General features: G+C 43.4%; 20 protein-coding genes and 5 tRNA genes. 21 read left to right on the forward strand and 4 right to left on the reverse strand.

The window, feature by feature from the left end:
- Positions 1-403 precede the first annotated feature (403 nt).
- From AC5WJX_RS05875 to AC5WJX_RS05890, 4 genes are read left to right on the forward strand one after another with little or no spacing between them, the layout of a single operon-like run.
- A complete protein-coding gene (locus AC5WJX_RS05875) occupies positions 404-1708 on the forward strand; it encodes a hypothetical protein (RefSeq protein ID WP_494483759.1) in 1305 nt (434 codons plus the stop codon).
- Positions 1709-1719: 11 nt separating this feature from the next.
- On the forward strand, positions 1720-2961 hold the full coding sequence (locus tag AC5WJX_RS05880) for a hypothetical protein (RefSeq protein WP_494483760.1): 1242 nt from the start codon (positions 1720-1722) through the stop codon (positions 2959-2961).
- Between the two features lie 26 nt (positions 2962-2987).
- Complete coding sequence (locus AC5WJX_RS05885) at positions 2988-4742, forward strand: hypothetical protein (RefSeq protein WP_494483761.1); 1755 nt, start codon at positions 2988-2990, stop codon at positions 4740-4742.
- 52 nt (positions 4743-4794) lie between these two features.
- Positions 4795-5922 carry a hypothetical protein gene (locus AC5WJX_RS05890; protein ID WP_494483762.1) on the forward strand — a complete coding sequence of 376 codons (1128 nt, stop codon included), beginning with the start codon at positions 4795-4797 and terminating at the stop codon, positions 5920-5922.
- A gap of 2 nt (positions 5923-5924) precedes the next feature.
- Here the strand turns inward: AC5WJX_RS05890 and AC5WJX_RS05895 are convergent, their stop codons facing one another.
- Positions 5925-7313: a sigma 54-interacting transcriptional regulator gene (locus AC5WJX_RS05895; RefSeq protein ID WP_494483763.1), complete on the reverse strand. Its 1389-nt coding sequence runs from the start codon at positions 7311-7313 to the stop codon at positions 5925-5927.
- 269 nt (positions 7314-7582) lie between these two features.
- Here AC5WJX_RS05895 and AC5WJX_RS05900 point away from each other — a divergent pair, with 269 nt between their 5' ends.
- The 17 genes from AC5WJX_RS05900 to AC5WJX_RS05980 all read left to right on the forward strand — a co-directional run bounded on the left by AC5WJX_RS05900 (position 7583) and on the right by AC5WJX_RS05980 (position 22595).
- Complete coding sequence (locus AC5WJX_RS05900) at positions 7583-8521, forward strand: tyrosine-type recombinase/integrase (RefSeq protein WP_494483764.1); 939 nt, start codon at positions 7583-7585, stop codon at positions 8519-8521.
- Between the two features lie 15 nt (positions 8522-8536).
- A complete protein-coding gene (hpf, locus tag AC5WJX_RS05905; RefSeq protein WP_494483765.1) occupies positions 8537-8884 on the forward strand; it encodes a ribosome hibernation-promoting factor, HPF/YfiA family in 348 nt (115 codons plus the stop codon).
- A gap of 173 nt (positions 8885-9057) precedes the next feature.
- Positions 9058-9130: transfer RNA gene (locus tag AC5WJX_RS05910), tRNA-Thr, on the forward strand.
- 6 nt (positions 9131-9136) lie between these two features.
- Positions 9137-9222, forward strand: a tRNA-Tyr gene (locus AC5WJX_RS05915).
- A gap of 7 nt (positions 9223-9229) precedes the next feature.
- Positions 9230-9302, forward strand: a tRNA-Gly gene (locus AC5WJX_RS05920).
- A gap of 43 nt (positions 9303-9345) precedes the next feature.
- A tRNA-Thr gene (locus tag AC5WJX_RS05925) sits at positions 9346-9417 on the forward strand.
- 120 nt (positions 9418-9537) lie between these two features.
- Positions 9538-10725 carry an elongation factor Tu gene (tuf, locus tag AC5WJX_RS05930; RefSeq protein WP_440427619.1) on the forward strand — a complete coding sequence of 396 codons (1188 nt, stop codon included), beginning with the start codon at positions 9538-9540 and terminating at the stop codon, positions 10723-10725.
- Positions 10726-10810: 85 nt separating this feature from the next.
- Positions 10811-10881, forward strand: a tRNA-Trp gene (locus AC5WJX_RS05935).
- A gap of 14 nt (positions 10882-10895) precedes the next feature.
- The gene (gene secE, locus AC5WJX_RS05940; protein ID WP_440427617.1) at positions 10896-11093 is read left to right on the forward strand and encodes a preprotein translocase subunit SecE; all 198 of its coding nucleotides are present in this window, start codon (positions 10896-10898) and stop codon (positions 11091-11093) included.
- Positions 11094-11102: 9 nt separating this feature from the next.
- A complete protein-coding gene (nusG, locus tag AC5WJX_RS05945) occupies positions 11103-11645 on the forward strand; it encodes a transcription termination/antitermination protein NusG (protein ID WP_440427615.1) in 543 nt (180 codons plus the stop codon).
- Between the two features lie 87 nt (positions 11646-11732).
- Positions 11733-12176: a 50S ribosomal protein L11 gene (gene rplK, locus AC5WJX_RS05950; protein WP_440427613.1), complete on the forward strand. Its 444-nt coding sequence runs from the start codon at positions 11733-11735 to the stop codon at positions 12174-12176.
- A gap of 23 nt (positions 12177-12199) precedes the next feature.
- Positions 12200-12898 carry a 50S ribosomal protein L1 gene (gene rplA / locus AC5WJX_RS05955; RefSeq protein WP_188627863.1) on the forward strand — a complete coding sequence of 233 codons (699 nt, stop codon included), beginning with the start codon at positions 12200-12202 and terminating at the stop codon, positions 12896-12898.
- A 2-nt stretch (positions 12899-12900) separates the two neighbouring features.
- A complete protein-coding gene (gene rplJ / locus AC5WJX_RS05960) occupies positions 12901-13422 on the forward strand; it encodes a 50S ribosomal protein L10 (RefSeq protein WP_440427611.1) in 522 nt (173 codons plus the stop codon).
- Positions 13423-13486: 64 nt separating this feature from the next.
- Positions 13487-13861: a 50S ribosomal protein L7/L12 gene (rplL, locus tag AC5WJX_RS05965; protein ID WP_188627861.1), complete on the forward strand. Its 375-nt coding sequence runs from the start codon at positions 13487-13489 to the stop codon at positions 13859-13861.
- 152 nt (positions 13862-14013) lie between these two features.
- Positions 14014-17817 (forward strand): DNA-directed RNA polymerase subunit beta, encoded by a 3804-nt coding sequence (gene rpoB, locus AC5WJX_RS05970; RefSeq protein ID WP_494483766.1) that lies wholly within the window; start codon positions 14014-14016, stop codon positions 17815-17817.
- Between the two features lie 71 nt (positions 17818-17888).
- Entirely contained in the window at positions 17889-22175 is a 4287-nt protein-coding gene (gene rpoC / locus AC5WJX_RS05975) for a DNA-directed RNA polymerase subunit beta' (protein ID WP_494483767.1), read from the forward strand.
- A 108-nt stretch (positions 22176-22283) separates the two neighbouring features.
- Entirely contained in the window at positions 22284-22595 is a 312-nt protein-coding gene (locus AC5WJX_RS05980) for a DUF3467 domain-containing protein (protein WP_440427606.1), read from the forward strand.
- Between the two features lie 35 nt (positions 22596-22630).
- Here the strand turns inward: AC5WJX_RS05980 and miaA are convergent, their stop codons facing one another.
- The 3 genes from miaA to AC5WJX_RS05995 are packed head-to-tail and all read right to left on the reverse strand — an operon-like array spanning position 22631 to position 25663.
- Positions 22631-23545: a tRNA (adenosine(37)-N6)-dimethylallyltransferase MiaA gene (miaA, locus tag AC5WJX_RS05985; protein WP_494483768.1), complete on the reverse strand. Its 915-nt coding sequence runs from the start codon at positions 23543-23545 to the stop codon at positions 22631-22633.
- A 9-nt stretch (positions 23546-23554) separates the two neighbouring features.
- Complete coding sequence (locus AC5WJX_RS05990; RefSeq protein WP_440427602.1) at positions 23555-24205, reverse strand: IS1096 element passenger TnpR family protein; 651 nt, start codon at positions 24203-24205, stop codon at positions 23555-23557.
- Positions 24206-24247: 42 nt separating this feature from the next.
- Positions 24248-25663, reverse strand: a complete 1416-nt coding sequence (locus AC5WJX_RS05995) for a CCA tRNA nucleotidyltransferase (RefSeq protein ID WP_494483769.1) — start codon at positions 25661-25663, stop codon at positions 24248-24250.
- Between the last annotated feature and the right edge of the window lie 30 nt (positions 25664-25693).

Consider the following 25693-nt stretch of genomic DNA (forward strand, 5'->3'; position numbering starts at 1 on the left):
CATTAAGAGGTTTACGGAATGGTTTGGTTTGATCATAAAACAGGCGATTTCTTTTATTATCCGGCCTAATTTCCAGTATGATCAGATCTGGACTGTCTAAACTTGGCAGCGGGAAAGTTGGGGTTAGTGTAGGTAAAACTCCGAGGGACTGATTCTTTGCTTGATCCTGTAATTTCATTCAAAGCCTCAATGTAAAACTCGTTTAAAGAATTAAAACCGACAGCAAGATCCTATTTATTGCGACAGATTTTTCGTGTTCAAACCAAAACCAACAGGAAAACGAATTCCTTTTCGCAGGTATGATATGTAAATTCCTGATTTTTAGATAGTTAGCATTTGGCATCAGTTTGGGATAACCTAGTGAAAATGGTTTGTTAATTATAAACACCTAAAACGATATCACATGTATAACTACGGCAACGCATATGGTCAGGCGGGCTATGATCCTTATAGAAGAAGTCAGCCGCAACAGGAGTCAGGTTTTGAATTCGAGGATGAGTCTGGCAGCCAATATGAAAACGAAGATGAACTGATTCCAGAGTTCAATACGGAGCAAAACTATGAAGACGAGCTTGAGTACGAAGATGAAAGTGCGTACGAAGGGGAAGCTGCGTACGAGGCTGAAGATGAAGCTGAACGAGAAGAGGAATACCAGTATGAAGATGAATTTGAGGAGGAGAGCAGCCGAAATGTTCGTGATCATAGGCGGACAGGCGGCACCGGCTCCCGGCGGCCCTCCGGATCAAGCCTAAGGCAGCGGCCTTATACGTCCAGATCCGGTGTTCGGGTTTCTCCAAGGGCAGGGGCAGCGCCTTACTATAGAATGTCACGTCCGGGCTATATCGGCTTTGGTTTTCAGCGGCAGAACTACCGGAACAATCCCTATCGCGCTGCCCTGCGCCCATGGCGCAACCGCTATTGGGGCCAAAGCAGAGGTTATTCCGCTCAGCCTTATGGTTACAGCAATCTTGGGCAATCTGGATTTGCGGACTATGATGCAGGAACTGCAGCAACACCAGCAGCTTCCGCTGGTATACCAAGCTATTTGATGGACACCATTCAGAGTCTTTCCCGTCAGTTGGCCGCTACCAACGCAAACGTGAATGCGTTGCAGCAGTCGATGCTGGGCCCTGGAAATTCGGGATCAATGGCAGCCCCGGAAGGGCCAGCTCCGCAAGGTGCTGCAGCAGCTCAGCCAGGAGTGGAAGGGCCGCAGTCCGAAATGGAAGATTATGAATACCATATGGAGTCTGAAATGGACGGCGGAATGGAACAAGATGAAATGGAAGAAATGGAGCTGGCAGCTGAGCTATTGGCTACAAATAACGATCGGGAGCTGGATCACTTTCTGGGCGGTCTCAGCGGGCCACTTAAAGGTATATTGCGTTCCGTCATTAAAACCGCACTACCGGTTGCGGGAGCTGCTGCAGGTACCTTTTTCGGCGGGCCAGTAGGTACCGCGGTTGGCGGGAAGCTGGGTTCGGCCGCATCAAACATGTTTGAATTGGAGTTGGAAGGATTGAGTCTTGAGGATCAGGAATTTGAAGTTGCACGGGCGCTTGTGCGTCTGACAAACGATGCTGCCGCTTCCCTGGACAACGTGAGGCCTTCCGGCAACGAAGGTGATGATGCCAGAAATGCTTTAATCAGCGCGGCAATGCGGCATGCACCTGGTTTATTGATGAGAAAGAGCCGTAGGAACCAATAAAGGCAGGTACGATGCAATATTCATTTGAATACCTGAACAACGAAGCCCGATCACTGCTGGCGCGATTAAACCAGGTCAAGCCTTTCAGTATGACCATGCCAATGGTTAAAGGTGCTTCAATCGGCAAGGCTGCGTACAAGGAAGTGATTGCTTTGCTTGAGCGTGAAAAATCAGTATTAAGAAAAGGCATAAACAAGTTCATTGAAGATTTAAAAAAGGCTGAAAGGCTTAAGATTGACGAACGGCATTTTCAAAGCCGCTTTACGGTTCTAAAAATACGATTTAACAACATTTTAGATCAACTGGACATTTTCGCCGATGTGCTGTCCCAACGTGGGGAATACGATGTTGGTATTTGGGCGGCAGGTTTGGATGTGCTTGCTGAAGATGGCCTCAAGGTACTTGAGCCGTTTACAGAAATACCCAATTTGATGGTTTACCTGGACCGGGGCCATGGGGCAGCCATCAGGAGAGCCCGCACACGATTGCCAGGCGGTGTTCAGAATCCAGTTGCAATTATTCAGGTGCCCAGAGAGCGGATGGTGGGTAGTGGAATTGCTTCGTCCCTGATTCATGAGGTCGGGCATCAGGCCGCTGCTTTGTTGGATCTTGTGCCCAGTTTAAGCACCGTCCTGGCAAAAAAGGCAACCAGTTCTCCCGATAAACTCGCCTGGGAATACTATAACCGCTGTATTTCGGAGATCGTAAGTGACGTATGGGCCATGGGCCATCTGGGCATTTCTGCAACACTTGGATTGATGGGCGTGGTAACCTTGCCCAGATATTTTCAGTTCCGGTTGGATGTCGTTGATCCCCATCCAACACCTTATATCCGGGTTCAGCTTAGCTGTGCATTTGGAAAACAGTTGTATCCACATGAACAATGGGATACTTTATGGGAGATGTGGACCAGGTTTTATCCAAAACAGGGACTTGATGCTGCTTCAGTCAGAATCATAAGCACCATTGAAAAGCAAATAGATCCTTTCGTAGATCTGGTGATTCATCATACAACAGGGAAGATGCAGGCTAAAAAGCTATATGAACTCTTTCCCTTGCAAAAGCGGGAGCCGCGGAAACTTCAAGCACTGTATCAATTATGGAGATCTAAAAAATTACAACTACAATCCATGCCTCCAACGCTTGTATTCGCCTTATTCGGCCAAGCTAAATTCGACTTGGCCATTGGCGCCGAAGAAGAAAGTCAGGTACTCACACAACAATTGCGGAGGTGGGCATTTGAAAGAAATTAGAATTTCAACCCTAAATACATAAAATCATGACCAAGATAATTATTAGGCCACTCGACATAACCCGAAATTATGATCCGGCTGATTTGGAAGTTTCCATTACAAGAGAGAAAGCAGAGGATGGCTCATCGATTGTCAAAAAGTTCCGGCTAACAAACAAGAATTTCATTCCGAACGCAGATCTGCAGCCGAACGACACCATCAGGCTTACTTACAGAGGGATTGATCAGTTGATATCGTTGGCCGATAATCCCAGATATACGCATGTCATTGATCCTGCACAGCTGGCAAATTCAGACCATACCATCACACTGATTATTCATCCGCCTGAAAATTCAGAACTCAACCCTGTGTCTATAGAGAGCGATGTCAATGTGAATTTAAAATCCTTTGGGTTTAAAGAGCCTTTGGAGATCCGGTTAACGCCAACGAGTGGCGGACAAACCAAGGATCAGGCACTATGGGATACGATCAACAGTCATAAACTCAATTTTAAGCACTACAGCAATTTCATAGATGAGGTGTTGCGTTTTGAGGGGCCAGGTGGAAAAGGAAGAGCCTACTTCAATTCTGGGTTTCCAACTGCCGGTTCAAAAAAAGATAAGCTGAGTGAAAGTCAGCAAATGAAGCTTGCTGATTCCATGCGTTTACCATTCAACCGGACAGAAGCTTATAGTTTGCTGAAGTTTGCCACAGAGCGGTATGTAGAACATGTTTATAGCCTCGCTAGATTTGCCGACGAATATAGTTCGAACGAAGATAGCTTCGACTTAAATGATTACCTGGGCAAGGACAAAATCATTTCGTATTACGATTTGATCAAAGCCAAGATTAAAGAATATTTTATCAGAACAGGGGCGGAATCCGGATATTTAAAGGGGAATGCGGATGCGACCCTGATTGAACTGATCTGGAACTACTGGCATGAAGAAGGCAAGGTTAGCCAAACCATGAACGCATTGGCCAGAAGGTTTCAGAATATCGAAAACGGGTACAAAGATCCGCTGCTCAACTTTGCACTCGACCCACTTCGGCCGTTAAACCACATTCTTTGGGGTTATATTCAAGATCAGCAGCATCGTCTTACGGCAACGCGCAAGAACTATGAATATACCAGTGAATATGATCTGGCTGTGCTTGGAAACGTGAAGCCAGGATTTAACCCGGCAGACAGGAGATCGAAGTTCCTGCAGTCCTTTCATCGTTTGATCCATGAGGCGACCGAATACTTTGTGCAGTCGGACAATACAACGATCAGGCCGGACGGATTCAAACTGCTGAATGCCTTAAGGGATACCCACCGGATACTAGCGGAAGGTGCACACAATCAATTTGGCGACCTGCCAACTGTAGCCAGAATTGAGACGCTTATTGAACAATGGATTCTTTCCAGACCTGAAGTGCGGGAGTTTTTGGGGGGACGCATCATGGTTCCTTATGAAGAGCCCTGGATGGATCGTGTGGACAGCATGAAGGCCTTACAGGGCTGGGATAATACAAGTATTTCCTTTTACCGCGACCTGGCTGTAAATGGTGAGAAGATTATTCTCGGCATTCGTTATGGCAATTGGACCAATGTTTCCAGCAGGGACCATGCGACCAATTGGGCCGATGCTTTCCGGGATGCCATTCAGCGTTACATTCACAGCTATTATACCGTGACCGGAATAGAACTTTCTGCACCCACCGTAAATATCAATCCGGAGGTCAGTGCGCTGTTACCTGGCTTACATATTTACCGCCGGCTAAACCGGGAAAAACAACGCTTTTCCAGAAGGTTCTAGGAATAAAATGCATTTCGAAAAAAGTACATACACCTACTAAACAGAACACAAGATGTGCAACAATTGTCAATCAAGAGAGTTCGAGCTTGTTCCCGAACTCGAATCTATCCTCCAGGAGTATTCTTATGAGGATGAACTATACTCAGAAGTGGCTCCTGCAGCCTGTGGAAAGTTGTCTGCCGCCAAAGTTGGCAGCGCGCGCACAGCAAACAGGATTGCTGCCAAAGACATTGGATGGGGCTGCCTCATCTCAGGTAAAGTAAATGCCATCCCAGAGTTGCTAAGGCTATTGAGACTCGGCGCTGCTGTAACAGAAGCTGACCTGGCTTGTGCAATTGCCACCTGGCAAGCAAAGGCTAAATTACCGGCAACAGGAATACTTGATAAAAGAAGCTGGGCAACCATGAACCTGCTGCCCAAATTACAATATCCATTGTCGACCGTGGTCTATTACGGCGGCCGGAAACTCGGTATTCTAGAGAAGACTGCAGCCTACAGGGTATGTTACCTAGATGGAAGTATTTGCAGGCCGGCTCCAACAGCAGGAAACGACAGAGGAGCCATGCACATCGAGTTGGGTTTCAGGATTACAGATATGGATGCGGTTAAAAAGGCTGGATTTGTGGATGCTGCAGGTAAACCTCAATTTCGATGGATACAAGTGATAGAAACGAATCAGACGCTCAACCAAACGACCGGTAGAACAGTTAAAAAATACAGCAAATATGTTGATCCGATTCCTGCATCTGGCGCTGTGGCCGATAATCCGTATTATTGGAATGAACCCGGTGTCGGCGATCCAAATTTACAGGTCACGGCCTTCATGGACCGGCCTTCTTCCCACAATCATTTGTGCTACCACCTGCTTTTTGAAGACCAGCCCAGCAGAAGTTTGGCAAGTGCGACGGCAGGTAAGCGCGTGTTCTGGAATGCTGAAGTTGCCTTGGTTGGTGTGCGTAAGGGAAACAAGAATGTCCTGCTAAATGCCTTCACATGGGGCTTTGATATCGTGATCAATTCAAGTGGAAGACCTGTTGTAAAGCCAAATGGAATGTTTGTTGCGCCACGTGGTGGTTCCGCCATGTTTGTCAGGACCTTAAATAATCTTAGTAAAGCCGGTCAGTTTCCAACACATTGTTTTGCGGCGGGAAAGTTTAGCGGAAAAGCGCTGTGCGTATAAACTTATAGATTGCTCAAGGCGGCTGTTACTTTCTTTTTTACATATTGCTGAACGGTTCTCACGTCAACACCAAGTCTTTTTGCTGCTTTTTGTTTGTTGTTATTTTCAAGATCAAGGGCCACTTCAATGGCTGTTTCTGATATTCTATCCTTGAGCTTCCACCAGTCTTCGCCGGTAAGCAGGGCCTTACGGATGAGCGCTTCCATACTTTCTGGAGGCCTATTGGACCTTTGTGTGGCACTGGCGAGTTGCCGGTCTGCGGCCGGAAGTTCACCTATGGTGATTTTGTTGTGCCTTACATGTTTTAAAGCCATTCTCTGGACGAGCTGGCGCAATTCCCGGATATTGCCCACATATGGTCGGTTAAGCAAATACTGCAAAACAGGTTTGTCAAGTTCCGGGCGTTCTTTGTCTTCGAACAATTGCGTCAGGAAGTAATCGACAAGGGCAGGGATGTCCTCCCGTCGCTCGTCCAAAGATGGAACCCGCAGCTGGCAGTCGGAAATACGGAAATATAAATCCTGTCGGAAGCGACCTTGTTCAACTTCCGACAGGAGATTTCTGTTTGTAGCGCATACCAATCTGAAACATGATTTCTGCCAGGTATTGCTGCCGATCTTCTTATATGTTCCTTCCTGAAGTACCCGCAATAGTTCTGGCTGAAGGTTCAGCGGCAACTCTCCGATCTCATCTAAGAAGAGCGTCCCGCCATTTGCCAGGGCAACAGCACCTTCTCTGCTCTGAACCGCATTGGTGTACGATCCTCTTTCGTGGCCAAAAAGCTCACTGCCAGAAAGCTCCCCAACGATGGTTGTACAATCTACGACGATCAGATTTTTTTTGTTTTTCCGCAAATCAACTGTATGGATCAGGTTTGAAATTAGTTCTTTGCCTGTGCCAGATTCACCAATCAACAATACCGGTGCCTGTGAAAACAGGATGGTTTCTATCAGTTCAAAAAGAAAGGTATTCCAGATTATGCTGCTGCCTATTAATGTCTCTCTTACGAATGCAGAGTCAAGTACCTTTTTAATGCTGTTGCTGTGCGCATACTTCGATTCGAAATAGACAACAAGCTCATTTCTGCCTGACCATTCCACCATGTCGTCAATTCCGGTGATCAGCATTTGCAGACAATCGGAAACATCACTAAGGGGCTGTTTCAATACCAGTATAATGGGCCTAGCCGTTTTCTGGAAAGTTGTGGGCAAGCCCTGAATTTGTGCCAGTTCGAAAGGGTTGGGGACACCATTTGCAAAGATGACGAAGGGAAAGTCGGGAAAGTCCCTTTTGGCGTCAAAGTAGTTCCGGAAAAATTGCTCGTCTTCCACATCTCTTTTGGATTGTGAGACGATATTCCAACAGTGACAGGGATGCGTATTGGACTCCATTGATTTACTGTATAACCGTTTGATCAAGTAAGGCCTGACTCATCAAGCAATTTAACGAAAAATAATGGTTAAAGGTACTTTGATTATGTAAATTGACAATTCACTTCTGTCTAGGGTTCTTCCGGTTTGCTGGAGAAATTTGCCCGCATTTTCGTGAATTTTGAAGATCGGAATGGAGCAAAATACATCATGGCAGGACATCGTAAACTGGTCCATATTATAGCGATTTAAGGTCAGATCAGCCAGGGTCGTCTCATTAAATCAGCCTTTTGCTTTGTTCTTTAATTGGCAATGTGTATCTTGATTTCGAAGATCAGGGGATTATGTTGAAAGCGCGTTTTATACAATACATCTCAGAGCAGAAGAAATACTCCGCTCATACGCAGACCGCCTATGCACAGGACCTGCTGCAGTTTGAAGATTTCATTCGATGCAACTATGCGCTCAGCTTTGAAGCTGTGCAGCATATCCATGCCCGGGAGTATATCGTTTACTTGATGGAGCAGGGGCTGGGTACCAGTTCTATCGGCCGAAAGCTCTCTACCTTACGCAGCTTCTATAAGTACCTGCAACGCCAGGGCCTGGTATCCCGTAATCCGATGATGCTTGTGAAGGCACCTAAGATCACTAAAAAGCTACCGGTGTTTGTGGATGAACAGAAGATGGACGAACTGCTGGATTCGGAGGTTGTGTTCGACAACAGTTTCCCATCCCTGCGCGATAAGATGATGATGGAACTGTTTTTCGGTACCGGTATGCGACTTTCGGAGCTAATCAGCTTGAAAGAAACAGATGTAAGCTTCTATGAGCACACGGTTCGTGTATTGGGTAAAGGGAACAAGGAGCGCATTGTGCCGGTTACGCCACAGCTATCTGCGCAGCTTAAAGCTTACCTGGATCTAAAACACCTGCAGCAATTTGATACCGCAACAGCATCGCTCTTCGTTACCGACAAAGGCGAGCCGCTATATGCGAAGTATGTTTATAATAAAGTAAAGCACTACCTGGCACTCGTGTCCACACAGGAAAAGCGCAGCCCGCACATATTAAGGCACTCTTATGCCACCAGTTTATTGAACCGTGGTGCCGACCTGAATGCGATAAAGGAGTTGCTTGGGCATGCCAGCCTGGCGGCCACACAGGTCTATACACACAATTCTATTGAAAGACTAAAATCAATTTATAAACAAGCCCATCCAAAGGCGTAACAAAAGGAGGAAAACATGAAGATTACAATTCAATCAATCCGCTTCGATGCAGACATCAAGTTGTTAAACTTTATTCAGAAGAAGGCAAACAAGCTGGACCAGTATTTTGACCAGATTGTGAGTGGGGCAGTTTACCTGAAACTGGCCAAAGTGGAAGATGAGGCAAACAAAATTTGCGAGATTAAGCTCAATGTACCGGGCGGAACCATGTTTGCAAAAGCACAATGTAAATCCTTTGAAGAGGCTACGGATTTGTCGGTCGAGTCGTTGATTAAACAAATCACCAGGCATAAAGCAAAAAATCGTGCAAAAAGTTTTGAGCACAAAGAATTTTTACGGACTTATGAAGTTGCTGAGTATTAAGGATATATTTTCTAATAGCGACAAAAATGGATTGGCAGCACTAAAACTGCCAATCTTTTTTTTGAAAAAAGTTTTGGACAGTTGAAATATGCGTGTATATTTGCATTCCATTTCAGGGACAGCGGTTCGCTTCTAAACAAGAAATGGATTTGTTCTGTGAAATTATAGTATTAGCCTCCTTAGCTCAGCTGGTAGAGCAACTGACTTGTAATCAGTAGGTCATTGGTTCGATCCCGATAGGAGGCTCAATACGGGGAGATACCAGAGTGGCCAAATGGGACAGACTGTAACTCTGTTGTCGCAAGACTTCGAAGGTTCGAATCCTTCTCTCCCCACCATTAAGAAGCGGAAGTAGCTCAGTTGGTAGAGCGATAGCCTTCCAAGCTATAGGTCGCGAGTTCGAACCTCGTCTTCCGCTCTAAAATTGGATGGGCTGTTCGGCAGGACATAAGGATTTAAAAGCCGAAGTAGCTCAGCGGTAGAGCACTTCCTTGGTAAGGAAGAGGTCGTGGGTTCAAGTCCCATCTTTGGCTCAAAAAAGAAACAAGAGACTTTGTTAATCTGTAATAACACACAGCATGAACAAGGTCTTCTGCATTGAAATTACAACAACAAATAAAAATAAAAGTTAACCTACTAATAAGTATAAAAACATGGCAAAAGAAAAGTTTGACCGCAGTAAGCCGCACTTAAACATCGGCACAATCGGTCACGTTGACCACGGTAAAACAACCTTAACAGCAGCTATCACTAAAGTGTTATCTGATGCTGGTTTATCTGAGGCGCGTTCATTTGATTCTATTGACTCAGCTCCTGAGGAAAAAGAAAGAGGTATCACTATTAACACTGCACACGTTGAGTATTCAACTGCTAACCGTCACTATGCTCACGTTGACTGTCCAGGTCACGCGGATTACGTGAAAAACATGGTTACAGGTGCGGCGCAAATGGATGGTGCTATTATCGTTGTAGCGGCTACAGATGGTCCGATGCCACAAACTCGTGAGCACATTCTATTGGCTCGTCAGGTAGGTGTTCCTTCATTGGTAGTATTCATGAACAAAGTGGATATGGTTGACGATCCTGAGTTACTAGAACTAGTAGAGATGGAAGTTCGTGAACTATTATCTTTCTATGATTTCCCAGGTGATGACATTCCAGTTATCCAAGGATCTGCTCTAGGTGGATTGAACGGTGATCCGAAATGGGTTGCTAAAATCATGGAATTAATGGATGCTGTAGATAACTACGTACCAATTCCTCCACGTTTAACTGATCTTCCATTCTTAATGCCTGTTGAAGATGTATTCTCGATCACTGGTCGTGGTACTGTAGCAACTGGTCGTATTGAGCGTGGTGTAATCAACTCTGGTGATCCAGTTGAGATCTTGGGTATGGGTGCAGAAAATCTTAAATCAACTGTAACAGGTGTTGAGATGTTCCGTAAGATCCTTGATTATGGTGAAGCAGGTGATAACGTAGGTCTATTATTACGTGGTATTGAGAAAACTGATATCCGTCGTGGTATGGTAATCTGTAAACCAGGTTCTGTAACACCTCACACTGATTTCCAAGCTGAGATCTATGTATTATCAAAAGCAGAAGGTGGTCGTCACACACCATTCTTCAACAAATACCGTCCACAATTCTATTTCCGTACCACAGACGTAACTGGTGAGATCTCACTAGCTGAAGGAACTGAAATGGTTATGCCAGGTGATAACGTTACCATCAATGTTAAATTGATCAACGCAATCGCAATGGAAAAAGGTCTACGTTTCGCTATCCGTGAAGGTGGTAGAACAGTAGGTGCTGGTCAGGTAACTGAAATCGTAAAATAATTATCGGAGCAATCTGATATAAAATAGAGCTTAGTACTTGGATACGGCGAAATTTGGCTCATTCAAGTACTAAGTTTTTTTAAACACGGGAATAGTTCAATGGTAGAATAGAGGTCTCCAAAACCTTTGATCAGGGTTCGAATCCTTGTTCCCGTGCAAAAAATAGAATAATGGCTAAAGTAGTTCAGTTTGTAAAAGAATCGTATGAAGAAATGACCCAAAAGGTTACCTGGCCTACATGGGGGGATTTGCAAAATTCCGCGATGTTGGTTTTAGTTGCCTCTTTAGTCATTGCAATCGTTATCTTTGCAATGGATAAGGGTTCTGTATTTGTACTGGATACTTTTTATAAATCACTCTCAAATTAATAAGCTAGAATGGACGATCAGTTAAAGTGGTATGTGGTTAGGGCTGTTAGTGGAAAAGAGAAGAAGGTAAAACAGTATATCGATTCTGAAATCAGCCGTTTAGGTCTTTCTGAAAGAGTTCCTCAAGTATTGATCCCCATGGAGAAATACTACCAAATGAAAGAGGGCAAGAAAATAGCCAAAGAACGTAACTTCTACCCTGGTTACGTGTTAATCGAAGCTCAACTGGATGGTGAGCTTGAACACGTTATAAAAGGTGTAAATAGTGTTATCGGATTTCTGGGTGACAAAAATGGTACTCCGGTTCCAATGCGTCAGGCAGAAGTTAACCGCATTTTAGGTAAGGTTGACGAGATGAGCCAGCAAAGTGAGGTGATGAGTGTATCTTACTATGTAGGTGAAAACATTAAAGTAATGGACGGACCATTTAACGGATTTACCGGCGTTATTGAAGAAGTAAACGAAGAAAAGAAAAAATTAAAAGTAATGGTTAAGATTTTCGGCCGTAAAACACCGCTTGAACTTAACTATATGCAAGTCGAAAAAGAGTAATCTCGAGGGATTACTACTATCATAAAAGCCTTAAATGTTACTTGCTTCCAAAAATAACATTGAGTATTCAAATTAACAAAACAGAAAATGGCAAAAGAAGTCAGTGCGCTTGTTAAATTACAAATCAAGGGTGGAGCTGCAAATCCTTCGCCACCGGTAGGACCTGCATTGGGTGCTAAAGGTGTTAACATCATGGAGTTTTGCAAGCAATTCAATGCTCGTACCCAAGATAAGCCCGGTAAAGTATTACCAGTTGTAATTACTGTTTATGCTGACAAGTCTTTCGAATTCATCATCAAAACCCCTCCGGTTGCTATCCAGTTAAAAGATGCAACTAAATTAACGAGTGGTTCTGCTGAGCCCAACCGTAAAAAAGTTGGTTCGGTGACTTGGGATCAGGTTAGATCGATTGCTGAAGATAAGATGTCAGATTTAAATGCATTTACTATCGAGTCGGCAATGAGTATGGTTGCCGGTACAGCACGCAGTATGGGAATCACCGTTAGCGGTGATGCGCCCTGGACAAATTAATTAACAAAAAACAGTTTACAACAGTGGCTAAATTAACAAAAAATCAAAAAAAGGCACATGCTAAACTAGAATCTGGTAAAACGTATTCTTTACAGGATGCGGCTGCTTTGGTAAAAGAAATTACTACAACTAAATTTGATGCATCAGTAGATATTGATGTATCTTTGGGCGTAGATCCACGTAAAGCCAATCAAATGGTACGTGGTATTGCTACTTTACCACATGGTACAGGTAAAACTGTACGTGTATTAGTTCTTTGTAATCCTGATAAGGAAGAAGAGGCTAAAGCGGCAGGTGCAGATTTCGTCGGTTTAGATGAATATGTGTCTAAGATTGAAGGTGGATGGACAGATGTTGACATTATTATCACTACTCCTGCGTGTATGGCAAAAGTAGGTAAACTGGGCCGCGTTTTAGGTCCACGTAACCTTATGCCAAACCCTAAATCAGGAACTGTAACCAATGAAGTTGGTAAAGCAGTTAATGAGGTAAAAGCAGGTAAGATCGATTTTAAAGTTGACAAAACTGGAATCATTCATGCTTCGATAGGAAAAGTATCATTCCCAGCAGAGAAAATATATGAAAATGCTTTAGAAGTACTTCAGGTAATTTCGAAATTAAAACCATCTGCTGCAAAAGGAACTTATTTCAAGAGCATTCACGTTTCTTCAACAATGAGTCCTGGAATTGCAATCGAAACTAAATCAGTAGCGGGGATCTAATTATGAACAGAGAAGAAAAACACGAACTAGTTTCAACTCTGCAAGCTAAAATGCAACAGTATGGCAATTTCTATATTGCAGATACTTCAGCATTGACAGTTGCAAAAGTGAATAATATCCGCCGCAAATGTTTTGAGAGCGGGATTGAAATGCAGGTAGCTAAAAACTCTTTAATCAGAAAAGCGATTGAAGGATTAGATGGCGATGCATCAGAGATCTTTGCAGCACTAAAAGGTCAGTCAGCATTATTATTCTCAGAACAAAGCAATGGTCCAGCTAAGCTGATCAAAGCGTTGAGAAAAGGATCTGATAAACCAGTGTTAAAAGCAGCTTATATCGATGCTTCGGTATACGTTGGTGATAACCACTTAGATGCTTTGGTAAACATCAAATCGAGAGAAGAGCTTATCGGAGACATCGTTGGATTATTACAATCACCTGCTAAAAACGTTATTTCAGCGTTAAAATCAAGCGGTGGCAAAATTGCAGGAATTGTTAAAACTCTTCAAGAAAGAGAAGGTTAAGGAACACCTGATAAGTTTCATATTATAATAAATTATTTTACGTAAATTTTTAAAATCTATAAAAATGGCAGATTTAAAAGCGTTTGCTGAGCAATTAGTAAACTTAACAGTTAAAGAAGTTAACGAATTAGCTCAAATCTTGAAAGACGAGTATGGTATTGAACCAGCTGCTGCTGCAGTTGCTGTTGCAGGCCCTGCTGCTGATGCTGCTCCGGCTGCAGAAGAAAAAACTACTTTTGATGTAATATTGAAAGAAGCTGGTGGTGCTAAATTAGCAGTTGTGAAATTGGTGAAAGACTTAACTGGTCTAGGCTTGAAAGAAGCTAAAGATTTAGTTGATGGTGCTCCAAAAGAACTTAAAGCTGGTGTTGCTAAAGACGAAGCTGAAGCGTTGAAAAAACAACTTGAAGAAGCTGGAGCTGTAGTTGAAATTAAGTAATCACTTAATTTAACCACATTTTAATATAGACTCCGACTGAATAGTCGGAGTCTATACCTGTTTATAAACTTTTCATTTTGCTTGGTTGATGAAAATGTATAACGGCAAACCAAACAAATAGTTTATTCTTAAAGTAAATTAACTTTAGTCCATTGGCAAATAAAGTCGACCAAAGAGTAAATTTTGCACGTAGTAAGCATATCATAGATTACCCAGATTTTCTGGATGTGCAGTTGCAATCGTTCCGCGAGTTCTTCCAGATCGAAACCACTTCAGATAACCGTCACACAGAAGGTTTGTTTAAGGTGTTTGCGGAGAACTTCCCAATTACAGATTCAAGAAATATTTTCGTTCTTGAATTTCTAGATTATTTTATCGATCCACCGCGTTATGATATACCTGAGTGTATCGACCGTGGATTGACTTATAGTGTTCCGTTGAAGGCTAAGTTAAAGCTTTCTTGTAACGACGCGGAGCACGAAGATTTTGAAACCATTATTCAGGATGTATACTTAGGTACTATACCTTACATGACCCCTAAGGGTACATTCGTTATCAACGGCGCAGAGCGTGTTATTGTTTCTCAATTACACAGGTCTCCAGGTGTGTTCTTTGGCCAAAGCCGTCACACTAACGGTACCAAGCTTTATTCTGCCCGTGTAATTCCTTTCAAAGGATCATGGATCGAGTTTGCTACAGACGTTAACAACGTAATGTATGCCTACATCGACCGTAAGAAAAAATTCCCGGTAACCACTTTATTGCGTGCTATTGGTTATGACTCTGATAAGGATATCTTAGAACTGTTTGATTTAGCTGACGAAGTAAAAGTTAGCAAGTCTGGTTTGAAGAAATACATCGGTCGTAAACTTGCTGCAAGGGTTCTTAGAAAATGGGTTGAAGATTTTGTTGACGAGGATACCGGTGAGGTTGTGTCAATAGATCGTAACGAAGTTATCTTAGACAGGGATACTGTTTTAGAAGAAGATCACATCGATATGATCATCGATGCTGGCGTGAAAACAATCATCTTATCTAAAGAGGACGGCGCCAGCCAGGCTGATTATACCATCATATATAATACTTTACAGAAAGATACTTCAAACTCTGAAAAAGAGGCTGTTGAAAACATCTACCGTGCTTTGCGTAACGCAGAACCACCTGATGAGGAAACTGCAAGAGGTATCATTGAGCGTTTGTTCTTCTCAGACAAACGTTATGACCTTGGTGATGTAGGTCGTTACCGCATCAACAGGAAACTGAAAATGGATACCCCGGAGCACGTGAAGGTATTGACAAAAGCAGATATCATTGCGATTGTTAAGTATCTGATCAAATTGATCAACTCCAAAGAAGAGGTGGATGATATCGATCACTTGTCGAACCGTCGTGTTCGTACCGTAGGTGAGCAGTTATACGCCCAGTTTGGTGTTGGTTTAGCACGTATGGCCCGTACCATCCGCGAGCGTATGAACATTCGCGACAATGAGGTTTTTACACCTACAGATTTGATTAATGCCCGTACTTTATCGTCGGTTATTAACTCTTTCTTCGGTACCAACCAGTTGTCTCAGTTCATGGACCAAACTAACCCATTGGCAGAGATCACGCACAAGCGTCGTTTATCAGCTTTAGGTCCAGGTGGTCTTTCACGTGAGCGTGCAGGTTTCGAGGTTCGTGACGTTCACTATACGCACTACGGTCGTTTGTGTACCATCGAAACGCCAGAGGGACCAAACATTGGTTTGATTTCATCGCTTTGCGTTCACGCGAAGATCAATAACCTTGGTTTCATTGAGACGCCATACAAACGTGTAGTTGACGGTGTGGTTTCTGTTGATGAGCCGGTTGTTTACTTATCTGCTGAAGATGAGGATGGTAAAACCATCGCGCAAGCAAATGCGGAGTATGATGATAAAGGTAACTTCACTACCTCACGTGTTAAAGCACGTTACGAGGGTGACTTCCCGGTTATTGAGCCTGAGAAATTAGACTTAATGGACGTAGCGCCGAATCAGATTACTTCAATCGCTGCTTCGTTGATTCCTTTCCTGGAGCATGATGATGCGAACAGGGCTTTGATGGGATCGAACATGCAACGTCAGGCTGTACCATTGTTACGTCCTGAAGCACCAATCGTTGGTACAGGTTTGGAAGGTCGCGTTGCCCGTGACTCCAGAACTTTGATCAATGCTGAAGGTGATGGTGTTGTAGAATATGTTGATGCTAACGAGATCACTATTAAATATGAGCGTAACGATGCAGATCGTTTAGTTTCTTTTGAAGGTGACAGCAAGACTTATAAATTAATTAAATTCAAGAAAACCAACCAGAATACTTGTATCAACTTGAAGCCTATCGTTAAGAAAGGTCAGCGTGTTGTTAAAGGACAAGTACTTTGCGAGGGATATGCAACCGAAAATGGTGAGCTGGCATTAGGAAGAAACTTAAAAGTAGCTTTCATGCCTTGGCAAGGATACAATTTTGAGGATGCGATCGTAATTAACGAGCGTATTGTTAGAGAAGATATCTTTACTTCACTTCACATTGAGGAGTTTGAATTAGAGGTGCGTGATACTAAACGTGGGGAAGAGGAGTTAACACCAGATATCCCTAACGTTTCTGAAGAAGCAACCAGAGATTTAGATGAGAACGGTATTATCCGTATCGGTGCTGAGGTTAAAGAAGGTGATATCCTAATCGGTAAGATCACACCTAAAGGCGAGTCTGATCCTTCTCCGGAAGAGAAATTACTTCGTGCGATTTTTGGAGATAAAGCTGGTGATGTGAAAGATGCATCGCTTAAAACACCTCCATCTATTAAAGGTGTGGTAATTGATACCAAGTTGTTCTCTAGAGCTAAGAAAACTTCTAAAGCGGAAGAAAAATCTGCTATAGAAAAATTAGACAAGAGATATGAATTGGCAACAACTAACCTTAAAAATGAGCTGGTAGACAAATTGTTCCAGATTGTAAATGGTAAGACCTCACAAGGTGTTTACAATGTTTACAAGGAGCTGTTGTTCCCTAAAGGAGCGAAGTTTACGCAGAAAAGTTTAGCTGATCTGGAGTATGCGCACATCAATCCATACAAATGGACTACTGATGATGACAAAAACGAGCAGATCAAAATGTTGATCCATAACTATGGTATCCGCGTAAACGAAGAGCTTGGTGCATACAAGCGTGACAAATTCGCCATCTCTGTTGGTGATGAGTTGCCATCAGGTATTGTACAAATGGCTAAGGTTTATGTTGCTAAAAAGCGTAAATTGAAAGTAGGGGATAAGATGGCTGGTCGTCACGGTAATAAGGGTATCGTTGCCCGTATCGTTCGTGATGAAGATATGCCGTTCCTTGAAGACGGAACACCGGTTGATATCGTGTTGAACCCACTGGGTGTACCTTCACGTATGAACCTTGGACAGATCTATGAAACTGTATTGGCTTGGGCTGGTAAAGAACTGGGCGTGAAATTCGCGACTCCAATCTTTGATGGTGCGAAGTTACATGAGGTTGAAGAGTGGATCGCCAAAGCTGGTGTACCTGCAACAGGAAGAACCTATTTATACAACGGTTTAACAGGTGAGCGTTTCGACCAGCCAACTACAGTAGGTATTATCTACATGCTGAAACTGGGTCACATGGTTGATGATAAGATGCACGCACGTTCAATCGGACCATACTCATTAATTACACAACAACCTCTGGGTGGTAAAGCACAGTTTGGTGGTCAGCGTTTTGGTGAGATGGAGGTTTGGGCACTGGAAGCATTTGGTGCAGCCAACATTCTACAAGAGATCTTAACCGTTAAATCGGATGATGTTATTGGTAGAGCGAAAACTTATGAAGCCATTGTGAAAGGAGAGAACCTCCCTACACCAGGTGTACCGGAATCATTCAATGTATTGGTACATGAGCTACGTGGATTAGGTTTGGATATTACGTTAGACTAAAAGTTTTAAGAAAGAATGGTACGCTGCGAGGCGTACCATTTTAAGCTTATCACTTAAAACTCAAAAAAGCTATGTCTTACAAAAAGGATAATAAATTAAAAAGCAATTTCACCTCGATCACCATTAGCCTGGCTTCGCCTGAGGCTATTTTGGAGCGTTCAAGTGGTGAGGTCTTAAAACCTGAGACGATTAACTACCGTACTTACAAGCCTGAACGTGATGGTTTGTTCTGCGAGCGTATTTTCGGCCCGGTAAAAGATTACGAATGTCATTGCGGTAAGTACAAACGTATCCGTTATAAAGGTATTGTTTGTGACCGTTGTGGTGTTGAGGTTACGGAAAAGAAAGTACGTAGAGAGCGTATGGGCCACATCAACCTTGTTGTGCCTGTTGCGCATATCTGGTACTTCCGTTCATTGCCTAACAAAATCGGTTACTTATTAGGACTTCCAACCAAAAGATTAGACCTGATCATTTACTACGAGCGTTATGTAGTTATTCAGCCTGGTTTTATGGCAGAAGAAGGCATCCAGCACATGGACTTCCTTACGGAGGAAGAATACCTGGATATCTTAGATAAGTTACCAAAAGAAAACCAGTACCTTGATGACAAGGATCCAAACAAATTCATCGCTAAGATGGGTGCTGAAGCTTTGGAAGACTTGTTGAAACGTATTGATTTAGATACTTTATCTTACAACCTGCGTCACCAGGCAGCAACTGAGACTTCTCAGCAACGTAAAAACGAAGCTTTGAAACGTCTACAGGTTGTTGAAGCTTTCCGTGGTGCAAGAACACGTATTGAGAACAATCCTGAATGGATGATTATCAAGATTGTTCCTGTGATCCCGCCTGAGTTACGTCCATTAGTTCCATTGGAAGGTGGCCGTTTCGCGACTTCAGATTTGAACGATTTGTATCGTCGTGTGATTATCCGTAACAATCGTCTTAAGCGTTTGATCGAGATCAAAGCGCCTGAGGTAATTTTACGTAACGAAAAACGTATGTTGCAGGAAGCTGTTGACTCGTTATTCGATAACTCACGTAAAGTAAACGCCGTTAAGACTGAAGGAAACCGTGCTTTGAAATCACTTTCAGATATCCTGAAAGGTAAACAAGGTCGTTTCCGTCAGAACTTGTTGGGTAAACGTGTGGATTATTCTGCTCGTTCGGTAATTGTTGTAGGTCCTAACCTGAAGTTACACGAATGTGGTTTACCTAAAGATATGGCAGCCGAGCTTTTCAAACCGTTCATTATTCGTAAGATGATTGAACGTGGTATTGTGAAGACGGTTAAATCTGCTAAGAAAATTGTTGATAGAAAAGATCCATTAGTTTGGGATATTCTGGAAAACGTATTAAAGGGTCACCCTGTATTGCTTAACCGTGCACCTACGTTACACAGGTTGGGTATCCAGGCTTTCCAACCAAGACTAATTGAAGGAAAGGCGATCCAATTACACCCACTTGTTTGTACAGCATTCAACGCGGATTTTGACGGTGACCAGATGGCCGTGCATTTACCTTTAGGTCATGCAGCTATTTTGGAAGCCCAAGTCTTGATGCTTGCTGCCCATAACATCCTTAACCCAGCGAACGGTACCCCGATTACAGTACCTTCTCAGGATATGGTTTTGGGTCTTTACTACATTACTAAAGGCCGTAAAACTGATGAGACCCGCGTGGTTAAAGGTCAGGGTTCAATCTTCTATTCATCTGAAGAGGTTATCATCGCTTACAACGAGAAACGCATCGACTTACATGCTTTCATCAAAGTAAAAGCGAACGTTAAACAGGAAGATGGATCGATTAAGATGCAATTGATTGACACTACTGTAGGTCGTGTATTGTTTAACCAAATGGTACCGGAAGAAGTAGGTTACATCAACGAACTATTGACTAAGAAATCTCTTAGAGATATCATTGGTCACGTAGTAAAAGTTACGGGTATGGCACGTGCAGCCAAGTTCTTGGATGATATCAAAGAACTAGGTTTCCAAATGGCATTCCGTGGTGGACTATCATTTAACCTTCAGGATGTTAACATCCCTGTTGAAAAACATACATTATTAGAGCAGGCATCAGCGGAAGTTGAAGAAGTAAGGAATAACTATAACATGGGATTCATTACCAACAACGAGCGTTACAATCAGATCATTGATATCTGGACCCGCATTAATAACCGTTTAACATCATTCGTGATGACGCAGTTATCGAGCGATAACCAGGGCTTCAACTCTGTATACATGATGCTTGATTCCGGAGCCCGTGGTTCCAAAGAGCAGATTCGTCAGCTTTGCGGTATGCGTGGTTTGATGGCTAAGCCACAAAAATCTGGTTCTGGTGGTGAAATTATTGAAAACCCGATCCTTTCAAACTTTAAAGAAGGACTATCGGTATTAGAGTACTTCATCTCTACCCACGGTGCGCGTAAAGGTTTGGCGGATACGGCCTTGAAAACAGCTGATGCTGGTTACTTGACCCGTCGTCTGCATGACGTTGCACAGGATATGATTGTGAATTCTGAAGATTGCGGTACTTTGAGAGGTATGTATACTACTGCCCTTAAAGATAACGAGGATATCGTTGAGCCGTTATATGACAGGATCTTAGGTCGTATTTCCCTGCATGATGTTTACAACCCTGTAGATGGAAAGCTTATGGTAGCTGCTGGTCAGGACATTGACGAGGACATTGCTAAAGCGATCGAAGAATCTCCAATTGAAGGTGTTGAAATTCGTTCGGTATTAACCTGCGAGAATAAACGCGGTGTATGTGCATTGTGTTACGGACGTAACCTTGCCTCTGGTAAACGTGTTCAAAAAGGTGAGGCTGTAGGTGTAATTGCTGCACAGTCTATCGGTGAGCCGGGTACACAGCTTACACTTCGTACGTTCCACGTCGGTGGTACTGCATCAAACATTGCTGCCGAATCTCAGGTAGTTGCTAAGTTTGATGGTGTGATCGAGTTTGAAAACGTACGTACAGTAGAGAATGAAACTGAAGACGGTGTACAACAAGTTGTATTAGGTCGTTCAGGTGAGTTTAAGATTATTGAGCCAGGAACTGACAAGGTTCTAATGACCAATAACATCCCTTACGGTTCATTCTTATTTGTTGAAGACGGTGCGAAAATCACCAAAGGCGACAAGATCTGTTCGTGGGATCCATATAATGCAGTTATCATCTCCGAGTTCGCTGGTAAGATCGAGTTTGATGCCATCGTTGAAGGTGTAACCTTCCGTGAGGAGTCAGATGAGCAAACTGGTCACCGTGAGAAAGTAATTATCGATACCAGGGATAAAACTAAAAACCCTTCTGTAAGAGTAGTGGATAAAAAAGGTGAGCTGATCCGTGGATACAACATTCCGGTAGGTGCACACATTGCGATTGACGAAGGTGATACTGTTAAACCAGGTCAGATCTTAGTTAAGATTCCACGTACAAGCGGAAAAACACGAGATATTACGGGTGGTCTTCCACGTGTAACCGAGTTGTTCGAAGCACGTAATCCATCCAACCCTGCTGTAGTAACAGAGATTGATGGTGTGGTAACTTTAGGTGGTGTGAAACGTGGTAACCGCGAGATCACCATTGAATCTAAAGATGGTGAGGTTAAAAAATACCTTGTACCGTTGTCGAAACACATCCTTGTACAGGATAATGACTTCATCAAAGCGGGTATGCCTCTGTCTGATGGTTCGATCTCACCTGCTGACATCCTTGCAATCAAAGGACCTGCAGCTGTACAGGAATACCTGGTAAATGGTGTACAAGAGGTTTATCGTTTACAAGGTGTGAAAATTAACGATAAGCACTTCGAGGTGATTGTTCACCAGATGATGCAGAAAGTTCACATCGAGGATCCGGGAGACACTATTTTCTTAGAAAATAACTCTGTAGACCGTTGGGATTTCATGGTAGAGAATGACGAGATCTATGATAAGAAAGTTGTTGTAGACGCTGGTGATTCAGAAACCGTTAAACCAGGTATGATCTTATCTATGCGTAAACTAAGAGACGAAAACTCTCAGTTGAAACGTAAGGATATGAAACAGATCACGGTACGTGATGCAAGACCTGCAACTGCAAGTTCTATCCTTCAGGGTATCACACGTGCATCCCTAGGTACTAAATCATTCATCTCTGCAGCTTCCTTCCAGGAAACGACCAAAGTATTGAATGAGGCAGCTATCGCAGGTAAACGTGACCATATGTTAGGCTTAAAAGAAAACGTTATCGTTGGTCACTTGATTCCTTCAGGTACCGGTGTACGTGGCTACGAGCGTATCATTGTGGGGTCTCAAGAAGAATACGACAAGTTGTTGGCTTCAAAACAAGAAGAAGTAGAAGCTTAATATCTTCTATAATCATATTAAATCCCCCTTCAGTAATGTCGGGGGATTTTTTTTTGAATAATCTTTTAAACCTTGTTTCCTGTAATATTAAAAAGGTAGTTTTGTTATATGGAAGAGCAAAACAACGAAAACCAGCTAAATATAGAATTGTCAGAAGAAGTTGCAGAGGGTATCTTCTCCAACCTGGCCATCATCACGCATTCCAACACCGAGTTCGTATTAGACTTCATCAGGGTGATGCCTGGAGTACCTAAAGCACGGGTAAAATCCAGGATTATTCTTACACCAGAGCATGCGAAGAGGCTTGTAGAGGCCATGCAGGACAATGTAGAGAAATATGAAGCTTTACATGGAAGGATTAAAACACAGGAGCCACCGGTATTGCCAATGGGCTTCGGCGGACCAACTGCACAGGCTTAAAGCTGTTGCATTAGTCGTTTGTGCTACTAATCGTATCATTGACTTGATCTGTAATGATCAATATAAGCAAGGATTTCAGTGGTTTGCTCCGGTTCAAACCACTTGATTTCTTCATCCCTTCTAAACCAGGTAAGCTGCCTTTTAGCAAAACGCCTGGTATTCTGTTTAATCCTATCCACAGCCTCCGCTAAGCTGCAGTTACCATCCAGGTACTCGAATAGCTCGGCATAACCAACAGTTTTCAGGGCATTCAACTCGCGGTAGGGCAGAAGTCTTTTTACCTCTTCTAACAAACCCAAGTCCATCATCTGGTCCACACGCCTGTTAATCTGATTATACAGCGCCTGGCGGTCTTTATTAAGCCCGATTTTTAAAATGTTAAATGGTCTTACCTTCTTGCTGTTCTGCTGAAAAGAAGATAGCTTCTTTCCAGTTGATAACACAAACTCCAGTCCGCGGACGAGGCGTTGGGTGTTGTACTGGTCAACCTGAGCGTAGTATTCAGGGTCGAGACTCGCCAATTCGGCCTTTATGCCCTCAAGTCCTTCGGACTGGAACCGGTCGTTTAGCGCAGCACGAATGGAAAGGTCAGTCGCCGGCAGTTCGTCCAGTCCGTTTAGCACGGCATTTACATAGAGCCCGGAACCGCCACACATCACCACCTGGTCCTTTTCTCTGAACAGGTCGCCTAAAAGCTCCATGACCTGTATTTCAAAGTCGCCGGTGGAGAAGAATTCCGTGATGTGGTGGGAGTTGATGAAGTGATGAGGCGCAGCAGATAGTTCCTCCGCAGAAGGCTTTGCGGTCCCGATCTCCATTTCCTTGAAGAACTGCCGGGAGTCTGCAGAGATAATCTCGGTACCTAAGTGCTGCGCCACTTGAATGGCCAGGGCCGTCTTGCCGACAGCCGTAGGGCCAACAATAGAAATTAATGTTTTAGACAATGCCATCTGTGGGCATTAATAGTCTTCTTTATCGTCGTAGGTTTCATCCTCATAATTTTCATCATCTGAGAATTCATCCGTATCGCTGTCATCTTCATGATCGTCGTCATCAGTTTGACTGGCACTAATACCACGACCATCCATCGCTTCGATCTCTTCAGTATCTTCCGGAACGAAGTTCATCTCGTTAAGAAAATCGAAGTCGTTAGACACCGGATTGCTGGATACCGCCACCTGGCCGAAGTTGTTCTTATCAATGATCTTTGGTGCTTCGCCGATCTTTTTGATAATGGCAGGGTACTGCAAATTAGGATCTGCCTGCAGGATGATCTTTATCAATTCCACATGGAAATCAAAAGGGCGATCAAAGTTATAGATGTAGTAAAATTTCTGGTGTGGATCTTCAATGAAACTGCTAAGCTTAGAATTTTCCATTAGCGCTACGCCACGGTCAACCTTACGCTGATTTGGCAGATAAGCAATCTCATCACCTTTGATCCAGTGATCAGTACTGATATAAAATGAAGACGATTTCTCTGGATTATAGCCTGTAGACTGGTGAATGGCCTTATGTAAATCTTCAAAAGTCTGGTTTGACTTAATATCAATTTCGCGCACTACCTCATCAAAATCTTCAAAGCTTACCTTAAATCTATATATCGCCATTGGTCTATTTTCTTACTAAAATTAAAAAATAAAGTTTATTATTTATAATGGTAATGGTGTCACGGGTTTCAAGCCAAATTCACCGCCTTTTCGAAGCATGAACTTTAACGCCTCGTCATAACTGTTTGGTATTTCGCCTTCTAAAATAGCTTCTCTGATGGCGTTTTTAATCAAACCAACCTCTTTACCGGCGGCAATGCCGAAGGTATTCATAATATCCTGGCCTGTAACCGGCGGCTGCCAGTTCCGCACCTTATCGCGTTCCTCAACATCCTTCAGCTTCTGTTTCACCAGTTCGAAGTTATTGCGGTATTTTTTTACTTTATACTCGTTTTTTGTAGTTACATCAGCATTGCAAAGCATCATCAGGCTTTCAATATCGTCGCCCGCATCAAAGAGCAAACGGCGAACCGCAGAATCGGTCACCACTTCCTGTGCCAGTACGATCGGGCGTAAATGCAGCTGCACCAGCTTCTGCACAAACTTCATCTTCTCGTTCAAAGGCAGTTTCAGCTGCGCGAAGATCTGCGGCACCATACGGGCACCTTTATCCTCATGCCCATGGAAAGTCCAGCCATGACCGTTCTCGAAGCGCTTGGTTGCGGGCTTTGCAATATCATGCAGAATGGCCGCCCAGCGTAACCAAAGGTCATCGGTATCCTTGCAGATGTTATCAAGCACCTGCAGCGTATGGTAGAAATTATCCTTATGACCTTTACCGTTGATGATCTCCACGCCATACAGGTTTGCCATTTGCGGGAAGATCAGATGCAGCAGCCCTGTATCGAAAAGGTATTTGAAACCTACAGAAGGCACCGGAGAAAGAATGATCTTATTCAACTCGTCAGTAATACGTTCCTTCGACACGATACTGATCCGGTTTTTCTGTTTAGCAATAGCGGCCAATGTTTCGGCTTCAATCGCAAAGGAAAGCTGGGATGCAAAGCGGATACCCCGCATCATACGCAGGGGATCATCAGAAAACGTAAGTTCCGGTTCAAGCGGTGTCTTAATGATTTTCTGCTCCAGATCGTTGATCCCGTTAAATGGATCAACCATTGCACCGTAGTTAGCCTTATTCAGGGAAATGGCCAAGGCATTGATGGTGAAATCACGTCTCAGCTGATCATCTTTAATGGTGCCGTTCTCTACGATGGGCTTTCTGGAATCTGCACGGTAAGACTCTTTTCTGGCGCCGACGAACTCAATTTCAAGATCCTGATACCGCAACATGGCGGTGCCAAAGTTCTTAAACACGCTCACTTTAGCGTTCAGCTGTTTACCAGCCAGTTCGGCAAATTCAATACCGTTGCCTAAGACAACGATATCTATGTCTTTAGATGGGCGCTTCAACAGCAGATCGCGAACAAAACCACCGATCACGTATGCTTCGATCTGGTTTTTGTCGGCAATATTGGCCAGCAACTTAAAAACAGGATGCCTCAAATGTTCTTCCATAGCATATTCCTCGTGCTTTAACCCTTAAAT

The organism is Pedobacter sp. NEAU-ZC8, assembly GCF_059278965.1.